This is a genomic window from Enterobacter sp. ECC_219_Taxon_10, assembly GCF_058354905.1.
Genome location: NZ_CM178005.1, coordinates 2912939 through 2929971, shown reverse-complemented (window position 1 = coordinate 2929971; position 17033 = coordinate 2912939). Strand labels below are relative to the sequence as shown.

The window sequence follows — 17033 nt, the reverse complement described above, 5'->3', positions numbered from 1 at the left end:
CGGTGCTTATTTACGTGTGCGCCCGACATGGGCGCACTCCTGCGGGTGGAAGTCTCGCCATGAGTTGATCACAGGACATGAAGCGAAACGCCAGCCTCTGTGGTGGTGGTAATCGCTTATTCAGGCATTCGGTTGTTTTTTCATCATACTAAAAATAAACAACACCGCCGCACACAACACCACCGACGGCCCCGCAGGCGTGTCATAGAATGCTGAAAAGGTTAATCCGCCCGTTACCGCAATCATCCCGATAATCACGGCCACACCGGCCATCTGCTCCGGCGTGCGGGCAAAACGACGTGCCGTGGCGGCAGGGATAATCAGCAGCGACGTAATAATCAGCGCCCCGACGAACTTCATCGCCACGCCGATGGTTAATGCCGTCACCAGCATCAGCAGCAGCTTAACCCGCTGCAGCTTCACGCCGTCGACGAAGGCCAGATCCGGGCTGACGGTCATCGCCAGCAGGTTACGCCACTGCCAGAGCAGAATACCGAGTACCACCACCACCCCGATGGCGATGGAAATTAAATCTTCCGGCGTCACGGCAAGCAGATCGCCAAACAGATAGGCCATCAGGTCGACGCGGATATTCGACATCAGGCTTACCACCACCAGACCCAGCGAGAGCGCGCTGTGGGCCATGATGCCAAGCAGCGTATCAATGGCGAGGTGCGGACGTTTCTCCAGCCAGACCAGCCCGGCTGCCAGCAGCAGGGTGACAACAATCACCGCGTAGAAGGGATTAACGTCCAGCAGTAAACCAAAAGCCACGCCCAGCAGGGAGGCGTGCGCGAGGGTATCCCCGAAATAGGACATTCTGCGCCATACCACAAACGAGCCGAGTGGACCCGCGGCGCAGGCAAGCATAATCCCGGCCAGCCAGCCGGGCAGTAATAGTTCAATCATGAGTGTCCATTTCCCCGGCGCAGGACAATTCGTCCCTGTAAATCATGGCGGTGATTATGATGATGACGGTAAATACCCAGCTGTTCAGCGCCGCGAGGGCCAAACATGGAGATAAATTCCGGGTGCATCGAGACCACTTCAGGCGTGCCGGAGCAGCAAATATGATGGTTAAGGCACAGCACTTCGTCCGTTTTCGCCATCACAAGATGGAGATCGTGGGAGACCATCAGCACGGCGCAGTTCAGTTCGCGGCGCAGCTGGTCGATCAAATCATAAAGCGCGACCTGACCATTAACGTCCACACCCTGGGTTGGCTCATCAAGCACCAGCAGCTGCGGGCTGCTCAGCAGCGCACGGGCCAGCAAAACGCGCTGCGTCTCACCGCCGGACAGCTTTTGCAGCGGTGCGTCGATAAGATGGCCCGCCTGCACGCGTTTCAGCGCCGGGAGAATATCGGCTTTACGCGTGCCGGGGCGCAGGCGCAGAAAGCGACTTACCGTCAGCGGCAGGGTGGCGTCCAGGTGTAATTTTTGCGGCACGTAGCCGATCCGCAATTTTTCCTCGCGCGTAATCACACCTTCGTCCGGTGTTACCAGACCCAGCACCACACGCACCAGAGTGGATTTACCAGCGCCATTAGGGCCGAGCAGCGTTAAAATTTTGCCGGGCTTGAGATCCAGCGATACGTCAGAGAGGACGCGGCGCTGGCCGAATGAGACCGAAATATTATCGAGAGAAACCAATGTCGTCATGTCAATTTAAGCTTGAAGAAGTCAACGGATGTTATAATATCACATTCCACGCATTCACTACGATGACTAGTCGCATTATGTTACATAAAAATACGCTTCTTTTCGCAGCATTATCCGCTGCCCTTTGGGGAACAACCGCACAAGATGTTAACGCTGCCGTTGTCGCTTCGCTTAAACCGCTTGGATTCATCGCATCGGCCATTGCCGATGGCGTAACGGAAACCCAGGTTCTGCTCCCGGATGGTGCATCCGAGCATGACTATTCCTTACGCCCGTCAGATGTAAAACGCTTGCAAAACGCGGACTTAGTTGTCTGGATTGGTCCGGAGATGGAAGCGTTTATGCAGAAATCGGCCAAACAGATTCCAGGCGAAAAACAGGTCGCGATTGCCGGGCTTTCCGGCGTTAAACCGTTGCTAATGAAAGGGGCGGATGACGACGGTGACGAACACGATCATCACGCTGCAGAGGGTGAAAAAGGTGATGGCGATCACCATCACGGCGAGTACAACATGCATCTCTGGCTTTCCCCAGAGATAGCGCGGCTTTCAGCGGTTGCAATCCATGACAAATTAGTGGAACTTATGCCGCAAAGTCGAGCCAAACTAGACGCCAACCTGAAGGATTTTGAGGCACAATTAGCCGCAACCGATAAGCAGGTGGGTAATGAGCTCGCACCGTTGAAAGGAAAAGGGTATTTCGTTTTTCATGACGCCTACGGCTACTACGAAAAACACTATGGTTTGACCCCGCTTGGGCACTTTACCGTCAACCCTGAAATTCAACCTGGTGCGCAGCGTTTACATGAAATCAGAACACAGCTGGTTGAGCAAAAAGCAACTTGCGTTTTTGCTGAGCCACAGTTCAGGCCAGCGGTCGTAGAAGCCGTGGCCAGGGGAACATCCGTGCGCATGGGAACCCTTGACCCGCTAGGTACGAACATCCAGTTGAGCAAAGCGAGCTATTCGCAGTTCCTCAGCCAACTGGCGAACCAGTATGCGAGCTGCCTGAAAGGAGATTAACGAGGAAGTGAATACGTGCAACAGATAGCCCGCTCTGTCGCCCTGGCATTTAACAATCTGCCTCGACCCCACCGCGTTATGCTGGGGTCGCTTACAGTTCTCACTTTAGCGGTCGCCGTCTGGCGGCCCTATGTTTACCACCCGAGTTCTGCCCCTATCATTAAAACCATCGAGCTAGAAAAGAGCGAAATTCGTTCTTTGCTGCCTGAAGCCAGCGAGCCTATCGACCAGGCCGCTCAGGAAGATGAAGCCATCCCGCAGGATGAGCTGGACGATAAAACCGAGAACGAAGCGGGGATCCACGAATACGTTGTCTCTACCGGTGACACGCTGAGCAGCGTGCTCAACCAGTACGGTATCGACATGGGCAATATCAGCCAGCTGGCGGCTGCGGATAAAGACCTGCGTAACCTGAAAATCGGGCAACAGCTCTCCTGGACCTTAACGGCGGATGGCGATCTCCAGCGTTTGACCTGGGAAATGTCCCGCCGCGAAACCCGCACCTACGATCGCACTGCAAACGGTTTCAAAATGACCAGTGAACTGCAGAAGGGCGACTGGGTGAACAGCGTGATGAAAGGCACCGTGGGCGGAAGCTTTGTTTCCAGCGCCCGTGATGCCGGCCTGACCAGCGCTGAAATCAGCGCGGTGATCAAAGCCATGCAGTGGCAGATGGACTTCCGCAAGCTGAAGAAAGGCGATGAGTTCTCCGTCCTGATGTCCCGCGAAATGCTGGACGGCAAACGCGAGCAAAGCCAGCTGCTGGGCGTGCGTTTGCGCTCTGAGGGCAAAGATTACTACGCTATTCGCGCTGACGACGGCAAGTTCTATGACCGCAGCGGTACGGGCCTTGCGAAGGGCTTCCTGCGTTTCCCAACGGCGAAACAGTTCCGTGTCTCCTCTAACTTCAACCCGCGTCGTCTGAACCCGGTTACCGGGCGCGTTGCGCCACACCGCGGAGTAGACTTCGCGATGCCGCAGGGAACGCCCGTGCTGTCGGTGGGCGATGGCGAAGTGGTGATGGCAAAACGCAGCGGTGCAGCGGGTTACTACGTGGCTATCCGTCACGGTCGTACCTATACCACCCGCTATATGCACCTGCGTAAACTTCTGGTCAAACCGGGCCAGAAAGTGAAACGCGGCGACCGTATCGCGCTTTCCGGCAACACCGGACGCTCTACCGGCCCACACCTGCACTATGAAGTGTGGATCAACCAGCAAGCCGTGAACCCGCTGACGGCGAAACTGCCGCGCACCGAAGGCCTGACAGGTAAAGATCGCTCCGATTACCTGGCGCAGGCGAAAGAGGTGATACCGCAGCTGAGCTTAAACTAAGCCCTTTGTTGTGTGAAAAAAGCCGGTGTAAGTATGCACCGGCTTTTTCTTTTGTGCGTGGGCGACTGCCTCGCTACACTATCTGAATAATTTTTTGCGTCACCAGACCCTGGAACCAGCATGGAAACAAAAAAAAATAATATTGAATACATTCCTGAGTTTGAAAAATCCTTTCGCCACCCGCGCAACTGGGGCGCCTGGCTGGGGGTTTACACCTTTGCGGGCATCGCTATGCTGCCTGCCGCGCTGCGCGATCCTGTTCTGGGGAAAATTGGCCGTCTGGCCGGACGTTTAGGTAAAAGCGCGCGTCGTCGTGCGCAGATCAACCTCTATTACTGTTTTCCTGAAAAAAGCGATGCCGAGCGCGAGGCCATCATTGATGCGATGTACACCACCGCACCGCAGGCCATGGCGATGATGGCGGAGCTGGCACTGAAAGGTCCGGAAAAAATCATCGATCGCGTTGACTGGAAAGGGCTGGAAATCATCGACGAAATGCGTCGCAATGACGAAAAGGTGATTTTCCTCGTTCCTCACGGTTGGGGCGTCGACATTCCGGCGATGCTGATGGCCTCTCAGGGCCAAAAGATGGCGGCCATGTTCCATAACCAGGGCAATAAAATCTACGATTTTGTCTGGAATACCGTACGCCGTCGTTTTGGCGGACGTTTGCATGCGCGAAACGATGGTATTAAGCCGTTTATTCAGTCCGTACGTCAGGGGTACTGGGGCTACTATCTGCCGGATCAGGACCACGGACCCGAGCATAGCGAGTTTGTCGAGTTCTTCGCTACCTACAAAGCAACGCTCCCCGCGATTGGCCGCCTGATGAAGGTCTGTCGCGCTCGCGTGATCCCGCTCTTCCCGGTTTACGACGGTAAAACGCATCGTCTGAGCATTGAAGTCCGTCCGCCGATGGACGATCTGCTGACCGCGGACGATCGCACCATCGCACGTCGTATGAATGAAGAGGTGGAACTGCTGGTGGGGCCGCATACCGAACAGTACACGTGGATACTGAAGCTGCTGAAAACGCGGAAGCCGGGAGAGACGGAACCCTATAAGCGTAAAGAGCTCTACCCGAGGAAATAAAATTCCGTCACCCCTCTCCCCATAGGGGAGAGGGGATCGGATCTTACTCTACGGTCAGTACGCGAGTGGTGTTGGTTGAGCCGATGGTGCTCATCACGTCACCCTGGGTCACGATGACGATATCACCGGACACCAGATAACCTTTATCGCGCAGCAGGTTAACGGCATCGTGCGCGGCAGCTACGCCGTCATTGGTGCTGTCGAAGTGTACCGGCGTCACACCGCGGTAGAGCGCCGTCAGGTTCAGCGTACGCTCGTGGCGTGACATGGCGAAGATCGGCAGGCCGGAGCTGATGCGAGAGGTCATCAGCGCGGTGCGGCCAGATTCGGTCATGGTGATGATAGCCGTAACGCCTTTCAGATGGTTGGCCGCGTACATGGCGGACATCGCAATCGCTTCTTCCACATTGTCGAACTGGATATCCAGACGGTGCTTGGAGACGTTAATGCTTGGGATCTTCTCCGCGCCCAGGCAGACGCGCGCCATTGCGGCCACGGTTTCTGCCGGATACTGGCCCGCCGCGGTTTCCGCAGAGAGCATGACCGCATCGGTACCGTCCAGCACGGCGTTAGCCACGTCCATGACTTCCGCACGGGTTGGCATTGGGTTGGTGATCATGGATTCCATCATCTGGGTGGCGGTGATCACCGCGCGGTTCAGCTGACGTGCGCGACGAATCAGCGCTTTCTGGATACCGACCAGCTCAGGGTCGCCGATTTCCACGCCCAGATCGCCACGGGCAACCATCACCACGTCAGAGGCAAGGATCACATCGTCCATGGCATCCTGATCGCACACGGCTTCCGCGCGTTCAACTTTAGCGACGATTTTGGCATCACAGCCTGCGTCGCGGGCCAGGCGGCGCGCATAGTTCAGATCTTCGCCACAGCGTGGGAAAGAGACCGCCAGGTAGTCAACGCCGATCTGGGCCGCGGTTACGATGTCCGCTTTGTCTTTCTCGGTCAGGGCTTCCGCAGAGAGGCCGCCGCCCAGTTTGTTGATGCCTTTATTGTTGGAGAGCGGGCCGCCGACGGTGACTTCGGTGAACACCTTCATCCCCTGAACTTCCAGAACCTTCAGCTGGACGCGACCGTCGTCGAGCAGCAGGATATCGCCAGGCACCACGTCAGCCGGCAGGCCTTTATAGTCGATCCCGACTCTCTCTTTATCGCCTTCGCCTTTGCCGAGGTTGGCATCCAGCAGGAATTTGTCGCCGATATTGAGGAAAACTTTACCTTCTTTAAAGGTTGATACGCGAATTTTTGGACCCTGCAGGTCGCCGAGGATTGCGACGTGGCGGCCCAGCTTAGCGGCGATCTCACGCACTTTATCGGCACGCAATTTATGGTCTTCTGGCGTACCGTGAGAAAAGTTCATACGCACCACGTTGGCGCCAGCGGCGATAATTTTTTCGAGATTATTATCGCGATCGGTGGCCGGGCCTAAGGTGGTTACGATCTTGGTTCTGCGAAGCCTTCTGGACATGTAATACTCCGTTGACTGAAACAACTTTGGTGTTGCGTGAACATAGAATCGGCCTTCATCTGCCGCAAGGCAGCAAAGAGGGGACCGAATGCCGAAAATCATTACATCGTAATTATTGGTTACGTCTTCGTTATCTACTTCAGGGAACATCGCTCTTTATAAGCAATTCTTTATCAAAACGCGATTCCTTCAGCGCTTCCTTGACTCGCTTCAAGTTATCCCGGAATTTTGCGCCCCGGCGTAAGGTAAAACCGGTCGCCAGCACGTCGATTACCGTGAGCTGCGCCAGACGGGACACCATCGGCATATACATGTCGGTATCCTCAGGGACATCCAGCGTAATGGCGAGCGTCGCCTCGCGCGCCAGCGGCGTGCCGGCGGTGGTGAGGGCGATCACCATGGCATCGTTTTCACGGGCCAGCTGCGCTAGCTCAACCTGGCTTTTGGTGCGGCCAGTGTGCGAAATCAGTACCACGACGTCATCCTCACTGCAATTCATACAGCTCATGCGTTGCAGCACAATGTCATCGGAATAAATAACCGGTACGTTAAAGCGGAAGAATTTATTCATGGCGTCGTGCGCCACGGCGGCTGACGAGCCAAGTCCGAAGAACGCAATTCGCTTGGCCTGGGTGAGTAAATCCACCGCGCGGTTCACTGAACTCATATCCAGACTTTGGCGAACGTGATCGAGCGTGGCCATGGCCGACTCAAATATTTTCGCCGTGTAGGCATCTACGCTGTCGTCTTCATCCACATTACGATTAACATAGGGTGTGCCGTTCGCCAGACTTTGTGCCAGATGCAGTTTAAAATCAGGAAAGCCGCGCGTTTCCAGACTACGGCAGAAGCGGTTGACCGTCGGTTCACTGACGCCAGCTTCCTGAGCCAGAGCGGCGATGCTTGAATGAATTGCCTGAGCGGGCGCGGCCAGAATGACTTCAGCCACTTTTCGCTCGGATTTGCTAAGGTGTTCCAGTTGATACTGGATTTTTTCAAGCATGTTCATTGTTAACAAGGCGCTCGTGGGGGTGGAAACGATTTCACGCATTGATGAAATCTTGATTCGATTAGCCGATATTACCCCTGTGGCTTCCATAAAGGGTAACAGTCGACAAGATAATGTTGTTGTTTTTTTTCATTACTTGATCGATGTCGGGTTTTGCTATGACCCTGTTGCGCAAATTATCGACGGCTGTTGCGTCATTACGTCGCCGTAATTGGCTGAATGGCGAAAAATCGCCGTATCGCACGAGACGATAAGCGCTAATGGTTTCGGGAATGACGTAAAAGCAGTACAGTGCATTGTAATAAAATTACAACGATACCTGGCAGAAGCACCAGGTGATCCAACTGAGGAGAATGACATGGCGGTAACGCAAACAGCCCAGGCATGTGACCTGGTCATTTTCGGCGCGAAAGGCGATCTTGCACGCCGAAAATTGCTGCCTTCCCTGTATCAACTGGAGAAAGCGGGCCAAATTCATCCGGATACGCGTATCCTGGGTGTAGGGCGCGCCGACTGGGACAAGGACGCTTATACCAAAGTCGTCCGCGAGGCGCTCGAAACTTTCATGAAGGAAAAAATTGATGAAAGTTTGTGGGATACCCTGAGCGGTCGTCTCGATTTCTGCAACCTGGACGTCAATGACGTTAGCGCGTTTTCCCGTCTGGGTGCCATGCTGGATCAGAAAAACCGTGTCACCATTAACTATTTCGCCATGCCGCCAAGCACCTTTGGCGCCATCTGCAAAGGTTTGGGCGAAGCGAAGCTGAACGCCAAGCCGGCGCGCGTGGTGATGGAGAAGCCGCTGGGTACGTCGCTGGCGACCTCGCGTGAAATCAACGACCAGGTAGGCGAGTTCTTTGAAGAGTGCCAGGTCTACCGTATCGACCACTATCTTGGTAAAGAGACGGTACTGAACCTGCTGGCGCTGCGCTTCGCTAACTCCCTCTTTGTGAACAACTGGGACAACCGCACCATCGACCACGTGGAGATTACCGTGGCGGAAGAGGTGGGGATTGAAGGTCGCTGGGGTTACTTTGACCAGGCCGGCCAGATGCGCGACATGATCCAGAACCACCTGCTGCAAATTCTGTGCATGATTGCCATGTCTCCACCGTCTGACCTGACGGCTGACAGCATCCGCGACGCCAAAGTTAAAGTGCTGAAGTCGCTGCGCCGCATCGATCGTTCCAACGTGCGCGAGAAGACCGTGCGCGGCCAGTACACCGCCGGGTTTGCGCAAGGCAAAAAAGTGCCGGGCTATCTGGAAGAAGAGGGCGCGAACAAGACCAGCAACACCGAGACCTTTGTGGCGATCCGCGTGGATATCGACGACTGGCGCTGGGCGGGCGTTCCGTTCTACCTGCGTACCGGTAAACGTCTGCCGACGAAATGTTCCGAAGTTGTCGTCTACTTCAAAAACCCTGAGCTGAACCTGTTCAAAGAGTCCTGGCAGGAGCTGCCCCAGAATAAGCTGACCATTCGTCTGCAGCCGGACGAAGGGGTGGATATCCAGATCCTCAACAAAGTGCCGGGCCTGGATCATAAACACAACCTGCAGACCACCAAGCTGGATCTGAGCTACTCCGAAACGTTCAACCAGACGCACCTGGCGGATGCCTACGAGCGTCTGCTGCTGGAAACCATGCGCGGTATCCAGGCGCTGTTCGTACGTCGCGACGAAGTGGAAGAGGCGTGGAAATGGGTCGACTCCATCACCGAAGCCTGGGCTGCCGATCAGGATGCACCAAAACCGTATCAGGCGGGTACATGGGGGCCGGTCGCGTCGGTGGCGATGATCACCCGCGATGGTCGCTCCTGGAACGAGTTTGAGTAGGATTATCCACTAGCCCAAAAGTGTTATTTTACCGGTAACATGATCTAACACAGCTCGTGGCACAATTTTTATACTTTTAAGCTCCGCGTGGATTCACCCGCGGAGCTTTTTTTATTACACTGCCGGAAGTGATTTTGCCCCTGAGCTCCGGACAGCAAGCGTTTCAGCGTTGTTAACAACTGCCAGCGACTTTGTAAACTCCCGGGCCCGGACAGATAAATTAAAGGAGATTTTATGAATCCTGTATTGTTACGCGTAACACAACGCATTATAGAGCGCTCGAAAGAGACCCGTTCGGCCTACCTCGCCCGGATTGAACAGGCGAAGAGCAACACCGTTCACCGCTCCCAGCTGGCCTGCGGTAACCTGGCGCACGGCTTTGCCGCCTGCCAGCCCGATGACAAAGCCTCCCTGAAAAGCATGTTGCGTAACAATATCGCTATTATTACTTCCTATAACGATATGCTCTCCGCACACCAGCCCTATGAGGTCTATCCCAACATCATTCGCAAGGCGCTGCACAGCGTAAACGCGGTGGGTCAGGTCGCGGGCGGCGTGCCGGCGATGTGCGACGGCGTGACGCAGGGGCAGGACGGTATGGAGTTGTCACTGCTGAGCCGCGAAGTAATTGCAATGTCCGCGGCGGTGGGCCTGTCACACAACATGTTTGATGGCGCGCTCTATCTCGGCGTCTGCGACAAAATCGTCCCAGGCCTGGTGATGGCGGCGCTGTCATTTGGTCACCTGCCCGCCATCTTTGTGCCATCCGGCCCGATGGCGAGCGGTCTGCCGAACAAAGAAAAAGTGCGCATCCGCCAGCTGTATGCGGAAGGGAAAGCGGATCGTCAGGCGCTGCTGGAGGCCGAAGCGGCCTCCTACCATGCGCCGGGAACCTGTACGTTCTACGGCACAGCCAATACCAACCAGATGGTGGTGGAGTTTATGGGGATGCAGCTTCCGGGTTCGTCCTTCATCCAGCCGGATGCGCCGCTGCGTCAGGCGCTGACCGAGGCCGCGGCCCGTCAGGTGACGCGTCTGACCGGAAACGGCAATGAATGGATGCCGATGGGCAAAATGGTCGACGAAAAAGTCATCGTCAACGGCATCGTCGCCCTGCTGGCCACCGGCGGCTCGACCAACCACACCATGCACCTCGTGGCCATGGCGCGCGCGGCGGGCATTCTGATTAACTGGGATGACTTCTCCGACATTTCCTCCGTGGTGCCGCTGATGGCTCGCCTGTACCCGAACGGCCCGGCGGACATCAACCACTTCCAGGCCGCGGGCGGCGTCCCGCTGCTGATGCGCGAGCTGCTGAAAGGCGGTCTGCTGCATGAAGACGTGAACACCGTAGCCGGATTTGGCCTGCAGCGCTACACCCAGGAGCCGTGGCTGAACAACGGCGAGCTGGACTGGCGCGACGGGGCAACTGCGTCTCTGGATCCGCAGGTAATTGCCACTATCGACAAACCTTTCTCCCACCACGGCGGTACCAAGGTACTGAGCGGTAACCTCGGTCGTGCGGTGATGAAAACGTCTGCCGTGCCGGAAGAGAACCAGGTTATCGAGGCCCCGGCGGTGGTGTTTGAAAGCCAGCACGACGTGTTGCCTGCCTTTGACGCCGGTCTGCTTGATAAAGACTGCGTGGTGGTGGTGCGTCACCAGGGGCCTAAAGCGAACGGCATGCCAGAATTACATAAACTTATGCCACCACTTGGTGTATTATTGGACCGCCGTTTCAAAATTGCGTTAGTGACCGATGGCCGCCTCTCAGGCGCATCCGGCAAAGTGCCTTCCGCCATCCACGTCACGCCTGAAGCCTACGACGGCGGCTTGCTGGCGAAAGTGCGCGACGGCGACATGATCCGCGTGAACGGCCAGACAGGCGAGTTAACCCTGCTGGTGGATGACGCCGAGCTGGCGGCACGTCAGCCCCATATTCCTGACCTGAGCGCATCGCGCGTGGGGACCGGACGCGAAATGTTCAGCGCGCTGCGTGAGAAACTCTCCGGTGCAGAGCAGGGCGCAACCTGTATTACGTTTTAAGACGACTTGATTTTAACGATCTGGCGAGAGAGAACTCTGATGAAAAACTGGAAAACAAGTGCAGAAGCAATCCTGACCACTGGCCCTGTCGTGCCGGTTATCGTGGTAAACAAGCTGGAGCACGCTGTACCGATGGCGAAAGCGCTGGTTGCGGGCGGCGTTCGCGTTCTGGAAGTGACCCTGCGTACCGCCTGCGCGATGGATGCCATTCGCGCCATTGCTAAAGAAGTGCCGGATGCCATCATCGGTGCGGGTACCGTTCTCAACGCGCAGCAGTTGGCGGAAGTAACCGAAGCTGGCGCACAGTTTGCCATCAGCCCGGGCCTGACCGAGCCGCTGCTGAAGGCCGCGACAGAAGGCACGATTCCTTTGATCCCGGGCATCAGCACCGTTTCAGAACTGATGCTGGGCATGGACTACGGTCTGAAAGAGTTCAAATTCTTCCCGGCAGAAGCTAATGGCGGTACTAAAGCGCTGCAGGCGATTGCGGGTCCCTTCTCTCAGGTACGTTTCTGCCCGACTGGGGGTATCTCTCCGGCGAACTACCGCGACTACCTGGCGCTGAAAAGCGTGCTGTGCATCGGTGGCTCATGGCTGGTACCGGCGGATGCGCTGGAAGCGGGCGACTGGGATCGCATCACGAAACTGGCTCGCGAAGCGGTTGAAGGCGCGAAGCAGTAACTTATTCGCAGCATGAAAAACGGGCCTTTCGGCCCGTTTTTTCTATCCTGCTATCTTAACGTTCGCTGCCGCCGCTTTTGCTCTTGCTACGGCCTCGTCAACGCTATCCCCGATGGCTAACGCCACGCCCAGACGACGCGTGCCGTCGATCTCCGGCTTGCCGAACAGACGGACCTGCAGGCCTGCGCCAACCGCACCTTCGACGTTGTCAAACGTCACATTCTGGCTGGTCAACTGTGGCAGGATCACCGCCGAGGCCGCCGGGCCGTACTGACGGATGCCGCCAACCGGCAGGTCGAGGAAGGCGCGCACGTGCAGGGCGAACTCTGAGAGATCCTGCGAAATGAGTGTGACCATCCCGGTGTCATGCGGGCGAGGGGAGACTTCGCTGAAAATCACCTCGTCACCGCAAACGAACAGTTCCACGCCGAACAGGCCGTAGCCGCCCAGGGCCAGAACGGTTTTACGGGCAATCTCCCGGGCACGCTCCAGCGCCAGGGGGCTCATCTGCTGCGGCTGCCAGGATTCGCGGTAATCGCCATCTTCCTGACGGTGACCTATCGGGTCGCAGAAATGGACGCCGTCCTCGGCGCTGACGGTGAGCAGAGTGATTTCGAAATCAAACTTCACCACGCCTTCGACAATGACGCGACCGGCACCGGCACGGCCACCCTGTTGCGCATAATCCCACGCGCTATCCAGCGCGCTGCTGTCGCGAATAAAGCTCTGACCTTTACCGGAAGAGCTCATCACCGGCTTAATGATGCACGGGTAGCCAATCTCCTCGACGGCCTGCAGGAATGCGGTTTTGTCGCCCGCAAAACGGTAGCGTGAGGTCGGCAGCCCCAGCTCCTCCGCCGCCAGGCGGCGAATGCCTTCACGGTTCATGGTCAGTTTTGCCGCTCTGGCGCAGGGCACCACGCGCTGGCCTTCCTGCTCAAGCGCGATCAGCGTATCGGTTGCGATAGCTTCAATTTCCGGCACGACGTAATCCGGTTTCTCCTGCATGATGAGCGTACGCAGGGCATCGCCGTCCAGCATGTTAATCACATAAGAACGATGGGCGACGTGCATGGCGGGCGCGTCAGCGTAGCGGTCTACGGCAATCACTTCCACCCCTAAGCGCTGACACTCAATGGCGACTTCTTTACCCAGTTCACCCGATCCCAACAGCATCACGCGCGTCGCCGCAGGCCGCAGCGCGGTTCCTAAACGAGTCATAATATTCCCCCTGAAAAAGATGCGCGCAGTATAAACGAAAACGTTTGCGTCTGTCTTGCGCAGGGCAAAAAGGCAGATGAGAAATTTGCGCTTCTTTAGCCTTAGCGGACATTTCCTGACGCCTGCTCGCATACGCTGTGGAAAATGTTAACCGTTAAGCGAGGGAATCCATGTCAGGCTGGTTAAATCAACTGCAATCCATGTTAGGACAGAAAACGTCAGGTTCCGGCGAGCAGGGGCTGAGCAAGCTGCTGGTACCGGGGGCACTCGGCGGGCTGGCAGGGCTGCTGGTTGCCAATAAATCCTCACGCAAGCTGCTGGCGAAGTACGGTACCGGCGCGCTGCTGGCCGGTGGTGGTGCCATCGCTGGCACCGTGCTGTGGAACAAATACAAGGATAAAGTGCGGGCGGCGCACCGCGATGAACCTCACTATGGCGAGCATACTTCTCCGCTGGATTTGCGCACGGAGCGGCTTATTCTCGCGCTGGTGTTTGCCGCCAAAAGCGACGGGCACATTGATGATAAAGAGAGAGCGGCTATCGAACAGCAGTTGCGCGAAGCCGGGGTTGAAGAGCAGGGCAGAACGCTGGTGGCTCAGGCCATTGAGCAGCCGCTCGATCCGCAGCGTCTGGCGCTGAACGTGAAAAATGAGGAAGAAGCGCTGGAACTTTATTTCCTCAGCTGTGCCGCCATCGATATCGATCACTTTATGGAACGCAGCTATCTCAACGCCCTCGGCGATGCGCTGAAAATCCCTCAGGACGTACGCGAAGGGATAGAAAAAGATATCCGGGAGCAAAAACAGACGCTACAGGGCTAACTCTCGCCCCGGTGGTCATGTTTCGCTTGCATCATGCGCGGGTTTTGCCAACCTTATAGGGTGTAAAACTCAAAAGAATGATGACATGCCACCGAAAGCCCGACGTACTCCTTATGCGATCGTCACGCATGGCGATACGCGTATAGATAATTACTACTGGCTCCGGGATGATTCGCGTTCCCGGCCAGAGGTGCTCGACTACCTGCACGAAGAAAACGACTATGGTCGCAAGGTCATGTCCAGCCAGCAGGCGCTTCAGGACCAGCTGCTGAACGAAATGGTGCAGCGCATTCCCCAGCGCGATATCTCCGCGCCGTGGACCAAAAACGGCTATCGCTATCGCCATATTTACGAGCCCGGCAATGAGTATCCCATCTATCAGCGACAGTCGGTATTAAGCGCCGAGTGGGATGAATGGGACATTCTGCTGGATGCGAACCAGCGAGCCGCCCACAGCGAGTTTTATACCCTGGGCGGCATGTCCATCTCCCCGGACAACACCATAATGGCGCTGGCGGAGGATTATCTCTCCCGTCGCCAGTACGGCCTGCGTTTTCGCAATCTGGAAACCGGCAACTGGTATCCGGAAATGCTGGAAAATGTCTCCCCGGATTTTGTCTGGGCGAACGATTCCGAGACGGTCTACTACGTCAAAAAGCATGCTTCCACGCTGCTGCCTTATCAGGTGTGGCGCCATACCGTAGGCACGGACTCAGCCGACGACGAGCTGGTCTATGAAGAGAAAGACGAAACGTTTTATGTCAGCCTGCATAAAACCTCCTCGCGCCACTATGTGATTATCTTCCTGGCCAGCGCCACCACCTCGGAAGTGCTGCTCCTGGATGCCGAACTGCCTGATGCCCAGCCGCTCTGCTTCCTGCCGCGCCGCAAGGATCACGAGTACAGCCTGGATCACTTCCAGCACAGCTTTTATCTGCGTTCGAATCGCGAGGGCAAAAACTTTGGTCTGTACAAAACCAAGGTGCGCGACGAGCGCAAGTGGGAGGTGCTTATCCCCGCGCGGGATCAGGTGATGCTGGAAGGGTTCACGCTGTTTACCGACTGGCTGGTGGTGGAAGAGCGTCAGCGGGGGCTGACCAGCATCCGGCAGATCAACCGTAAAACGCGTGAGGTGATTGGGATTGCGTTCGACGATCCGGCCTACGTCACGTGGATCGGCTTCAACCCTGAACCCGAATCGTCGCGGCTGCGCTACGGCTACTCATCCATGACCACGCCGGATACGCTCTTCGAGCTGGATATGGATACCGGACAGCGCCAGGTGCTTAAGCAAACCGAAGTGAAGGGCTTTGATTCCGACAATTATCGCAGCGAACACCTGTGGGTCACCGCGCGCGACGGCGTTGAGGTCCCGGTTTCGCTCGTTTATCACAAGGCGCATTTTCAGAAAGGTAAAAATCCGATCCTGGTCTACGGCTACGGCTCCTATGGCTCCAGCATGGATGCCGACTTCAGCAGCAGCAGATTAAGCCTGCTCGATCGCGGCTTTGTTTTCGCTATTGCCCACATTCGCGGCGGCGGCGAGCTGGGGCAGCACTGGTATGAAGACGGGAAATTCCTGAAAAAGAAAAACACCTTCAACGACTATCTCGACGTCTGCGATGCGTTAATTGAACAAGGTTATGGCGATCCGCAGCTCTGCTTCGGCATGGGCGGCAGCGCGGGCGGAATGTTGATGGGTGCCGTCATCAATCAGCACCCCGATCGCTTTAAGGGCATTGTTGCGCAGGTTCCGTTTGTTGATGTGGTGACAACCATGCTCGATGAGTCCATTCCGCTGACGACCGGGGAGTTTGAAGAGTGGGGTAACCCGCAGGATGAAGCCTATTATCGCTATATGAAAGAGTACAGCCCGTACGATAACGTGGAAGCGAAAGCGTACCCGCACATGCTGGTGACGACCGGTTTGCACGATTCACAGGTGCAATACTGGGAACCGGCAAAATGGGTGGCAAAGCTGAGGGAACTGAAAACCGATGACAACCTGCTGCTGCTCTGTACCGATATGGACTCCGGGCACGGGGGGAAATCGGGGCGATTCAAATCTTACGAAGGGGTGGCCCTGGAGTATGCCTTTTTGATTGGCCTGGCGCAGGATACGCTGCCAGGCCGCGCGCAGCGTTAAGCTTCGCCCAGATAATGTTTCAGGGTTAAGCGCAGTTCCGGGCTCATTTTGTCGAGGTTGTTGTACAGCCAGCGCAGATAGCCCGGATCTTTATCCGCAATATCCGATACCGCTCTCCCACGGTATTTGCCGAAGGTAAACGTCGTCAGCAGCGCAGGGCGGCCGGTGATCGTTGCCATATCATCCGGCGTCCAGCCGGAGGTATTCATAATGTCGATGAGCAGCGCGGCGGTGATATAGCAGTCATACAGGGCGCGGTGATGGTGCAGCCCTTCAGGGGTTCTGACGCTGAGCTTGCGGGATTTATACAGCGCCATATTGCTGTATTTGATCCCCGGCCAGAGGCGACGCGCCAGCTTCATGGTGCAAATCCACTCCCCGGGCATTTCGGGGAGTACCCGGCGGTCAAAGCTGGCGTTGTGGGCAACGTACCACGGGCTGCCGTAGTAGTGCGGGATAACGTCCTCTATCCAGGGTTTATCCGCCACCATTGATTCTGTAATGCGATGGATAGCCATGGCCTGTGGGCTAATAGGGCGATCGGGACGCACCAGATGGCTCATCGGGTTGACTATTTTTCCATCAACCACGTCGACCGAGGCCACTTCCACAATTCCGCCCTGAAGATCGCAAGTTTCGGTATCAATGACGCGCAGCATGAAAATCTCCTGAGCTTAAA

Annotated in this window: 14 protein-coding genes; 8 read left to right on the top strand and 6 right to left on the bottom strand. The window is 56.4% G+C overall.

The window, feature by feature from the left end; genetic code table 11:
- Window positions 1-120 precede the first annotated feature (120 nt).
- Both znuB and znuC read right to left on the bottom strand, forming a co-directional pair.
- Entirely contained in the window at window positions 121-909 is a 789-nt protein-coding gene (znuB, locus tag AC4ICF_RS13950; protein ID WP_116339092.1) for a zinc ABC transporter permease subunit ZnuB, read from the bottom strand.
- On the bottom strand, window positions 906-1661 hold the full coding sequence (gene znuC / locus AC4ICF_RS13945; protein ID WP_014884314.1) for a zinc ABC transporter ATP-binding protein ZnuC: 756 nt from the start codon (window positions 1659-1661) through the stop codon (window positions 906-908). The genes znuB and znuC overlap by 4 nt, the downstream gene beginning before the upstream one ends.
- 77 nt (window positions 1662-1738) lie before the next feature.
- On the opposite strand from znuC, the gene znuA reads away from it, so the two are divergent.
- From znuA to lpxM, 3 genes are all read left to right on the top strand, one after another.
- A complete protein-coding gene (gene znuA, locus AC4ICF_RS13940) occupies window positions 1739-2683 on the top strand; it encodes a zinc ABC transporter substrate-binding protein ZnuA (protein ID WP_162874936.1) in 945 nt (314 codons plus the stop codon).
- 15 nt (window positions 2684-2698) lie between these two features.
- The gene (gene mepM, locus AC4ICF_RS13935) at window positions 2699-4018 is read left to right on the top strand and encodes a murein DD-endopeptidase MepM (RefSeq protein WP_316379510.1); all 1320 of its coding nucleotides are present in this window, start codon (window positions 2699-2701) and stop codon (window positions 4016-4018) included.
- A gap of 120 nt (window positions 4019-4138) precedes the next feature.
- Window positions 4139-5110, top strand: a complete 972-nt coding sequence (lpxM, locus tag AC4ICF_RS13930; RefSeq protein ID WP_316379511.1) for a lauroyl-Kdo(2)-lipid IV(A) myristoyltransferase — start codon at window positions 4139-4141, stop codon at window positions 5108-5110.
- 43 nt (window positions 5111-5153) lie between these two features.
- Here the strand turns inward: lpxM and pyk are convergent, their stop codons facing one another.
- Both pyk and AC4ICF_RS13920 read right to left on the bottom strand, forming a co-directional pair.
- Complete coding sequence (pyk, locus tag AC4ICF_RS13925; RefSeq protein ID WP_116339098.1) at window positions 5154-6596, bottom strand: pyruvate kinase; 1443 nt, start codon at window positions 6594-6596, stop codon at window positions 5154-5156.
- A gap of 139 nt (window positions 6597-6735) precedes the next feature.
- A complete protein-coding gene (locus AC4ICF_RS13920) occupies window positions 6736-7605 on the bottom strand; it encodes a MurR/RpiR family transcriptional regulator (protein ID WP_028013615.1) in 870 nt (289 codons plus the stop codon).
- 358 nt (window positions 7606-7963) lie between these two features.
- On the opposite strand from AC4ICF_RS13920, the gene zwf reads away from it, so the two are divergent.
- From zwf to kdgA, 3 genes are all read left to right on the top strand, one after another.
- Window positions 7964-9439, top strand: coding sequence for a glucose-6-phosphate dehydrogenase (zwf, locus tag AC4ICF_RS13915; RefSeq protein ID WP_116339100.1), 1476 nt, complete (start codon window positions 7964-7966; stop codon window positions 9437-9439).
- 234 nt (window positions 9440-9673) lie between these two features.
- The gene (gene edd, locus AC4ICF_RS13910) at window positions 9674-11485 is read left to right on the top strand and encodes a phosphogluconate dehydratase (RefSeq protein ID WP_041909456.1); all 1812 of its coding nucleotides are present in this window, start codon (window positions 9674-9676) and stop codon (window positions 11483-11485) included.
- Between the two features lie 39 nt (window positions 11486-11524).
- Window positions 11525-12166, top strand: a complete 642-nt coding sequence (gene kdgA, locus AC4ICF_RS13905) for a bifunctional 4-hydroxy-2-oxoglutarate aldolase/2-dehydro-3-deoxy-phosphogluconate aldolase (protein WP_014884307.1) — start codon at window positions 11525-11527, stop codon at window positions 12164-12166.
- Between the two features lie 42 nt (window positions 12167-12208).
- Here the strand turns inward: kdgA and purT are convergent, their stop codons facing one another.
- Window positions 12209-13387 carry a formate-dependent phosphoribosylglycinamide formyltransferase gene (gene purT, locus AC4ICF_RS13900; protein WP_316379514.1) on the bottom strand — a complete coding sequence of 393 codons (1179 nt, stop codon included), beginning with the start codon at window positions 13385-13387 and terminating at the stop codon, window positions 12209-12211.
- Between the two features lie 170 nt (window positions 13388-13557).
- Between purT and AC4ICF_RS13895 the strand changes: the two genes are divergently transcribed.
- Both AC4ICF_RS13895 and ptrB read left to right on the top strand, forming a co-directional pair.
- Window positions 13558-14208 (top strand): tellurite resistance TerB family protein, encoded by a 651-nt coding sequence (locus AC4ICF_RS13895; RefSeq protein WP_116339104.1) that lies wholly within the window; start codon window positions 13558-13560, stop codon window positions 14206-14208.
- Between the two features lie 85 nt (window positions 14209-14293).
- Window positions 14294-16354, top strand: coding sequence for an oligopeptidase B (gene ptrB, locus AC4ICF_RS13890; RefSeq protein WP_302217992.1), 2061 nt, complete (start codon window positions 14294-14296; stop codon window positions 16352-16354).
- On the opposite strand, the gene exoX is transcribed toward ptrB, so the two are convergent.
- Window positions 16351-17013 carry an exodeoxyribonuclease X gene (exoX, locus tag AC4ICF_RS13885; RefSeq protein ID WP_025756911.1) on the bottom strand — a complete coding sequence of 221 codons (663 nt, stop codon included), beginning with the start codon at window positions 17011-17013 and terminating at the stop codon, window positions 16351-16353. The genes ptrB and exoX overlap by 4 nt on opposite strands.
- Between the last annotated feature and the right edge of the window lie 20 nt (window positions 17014-17033).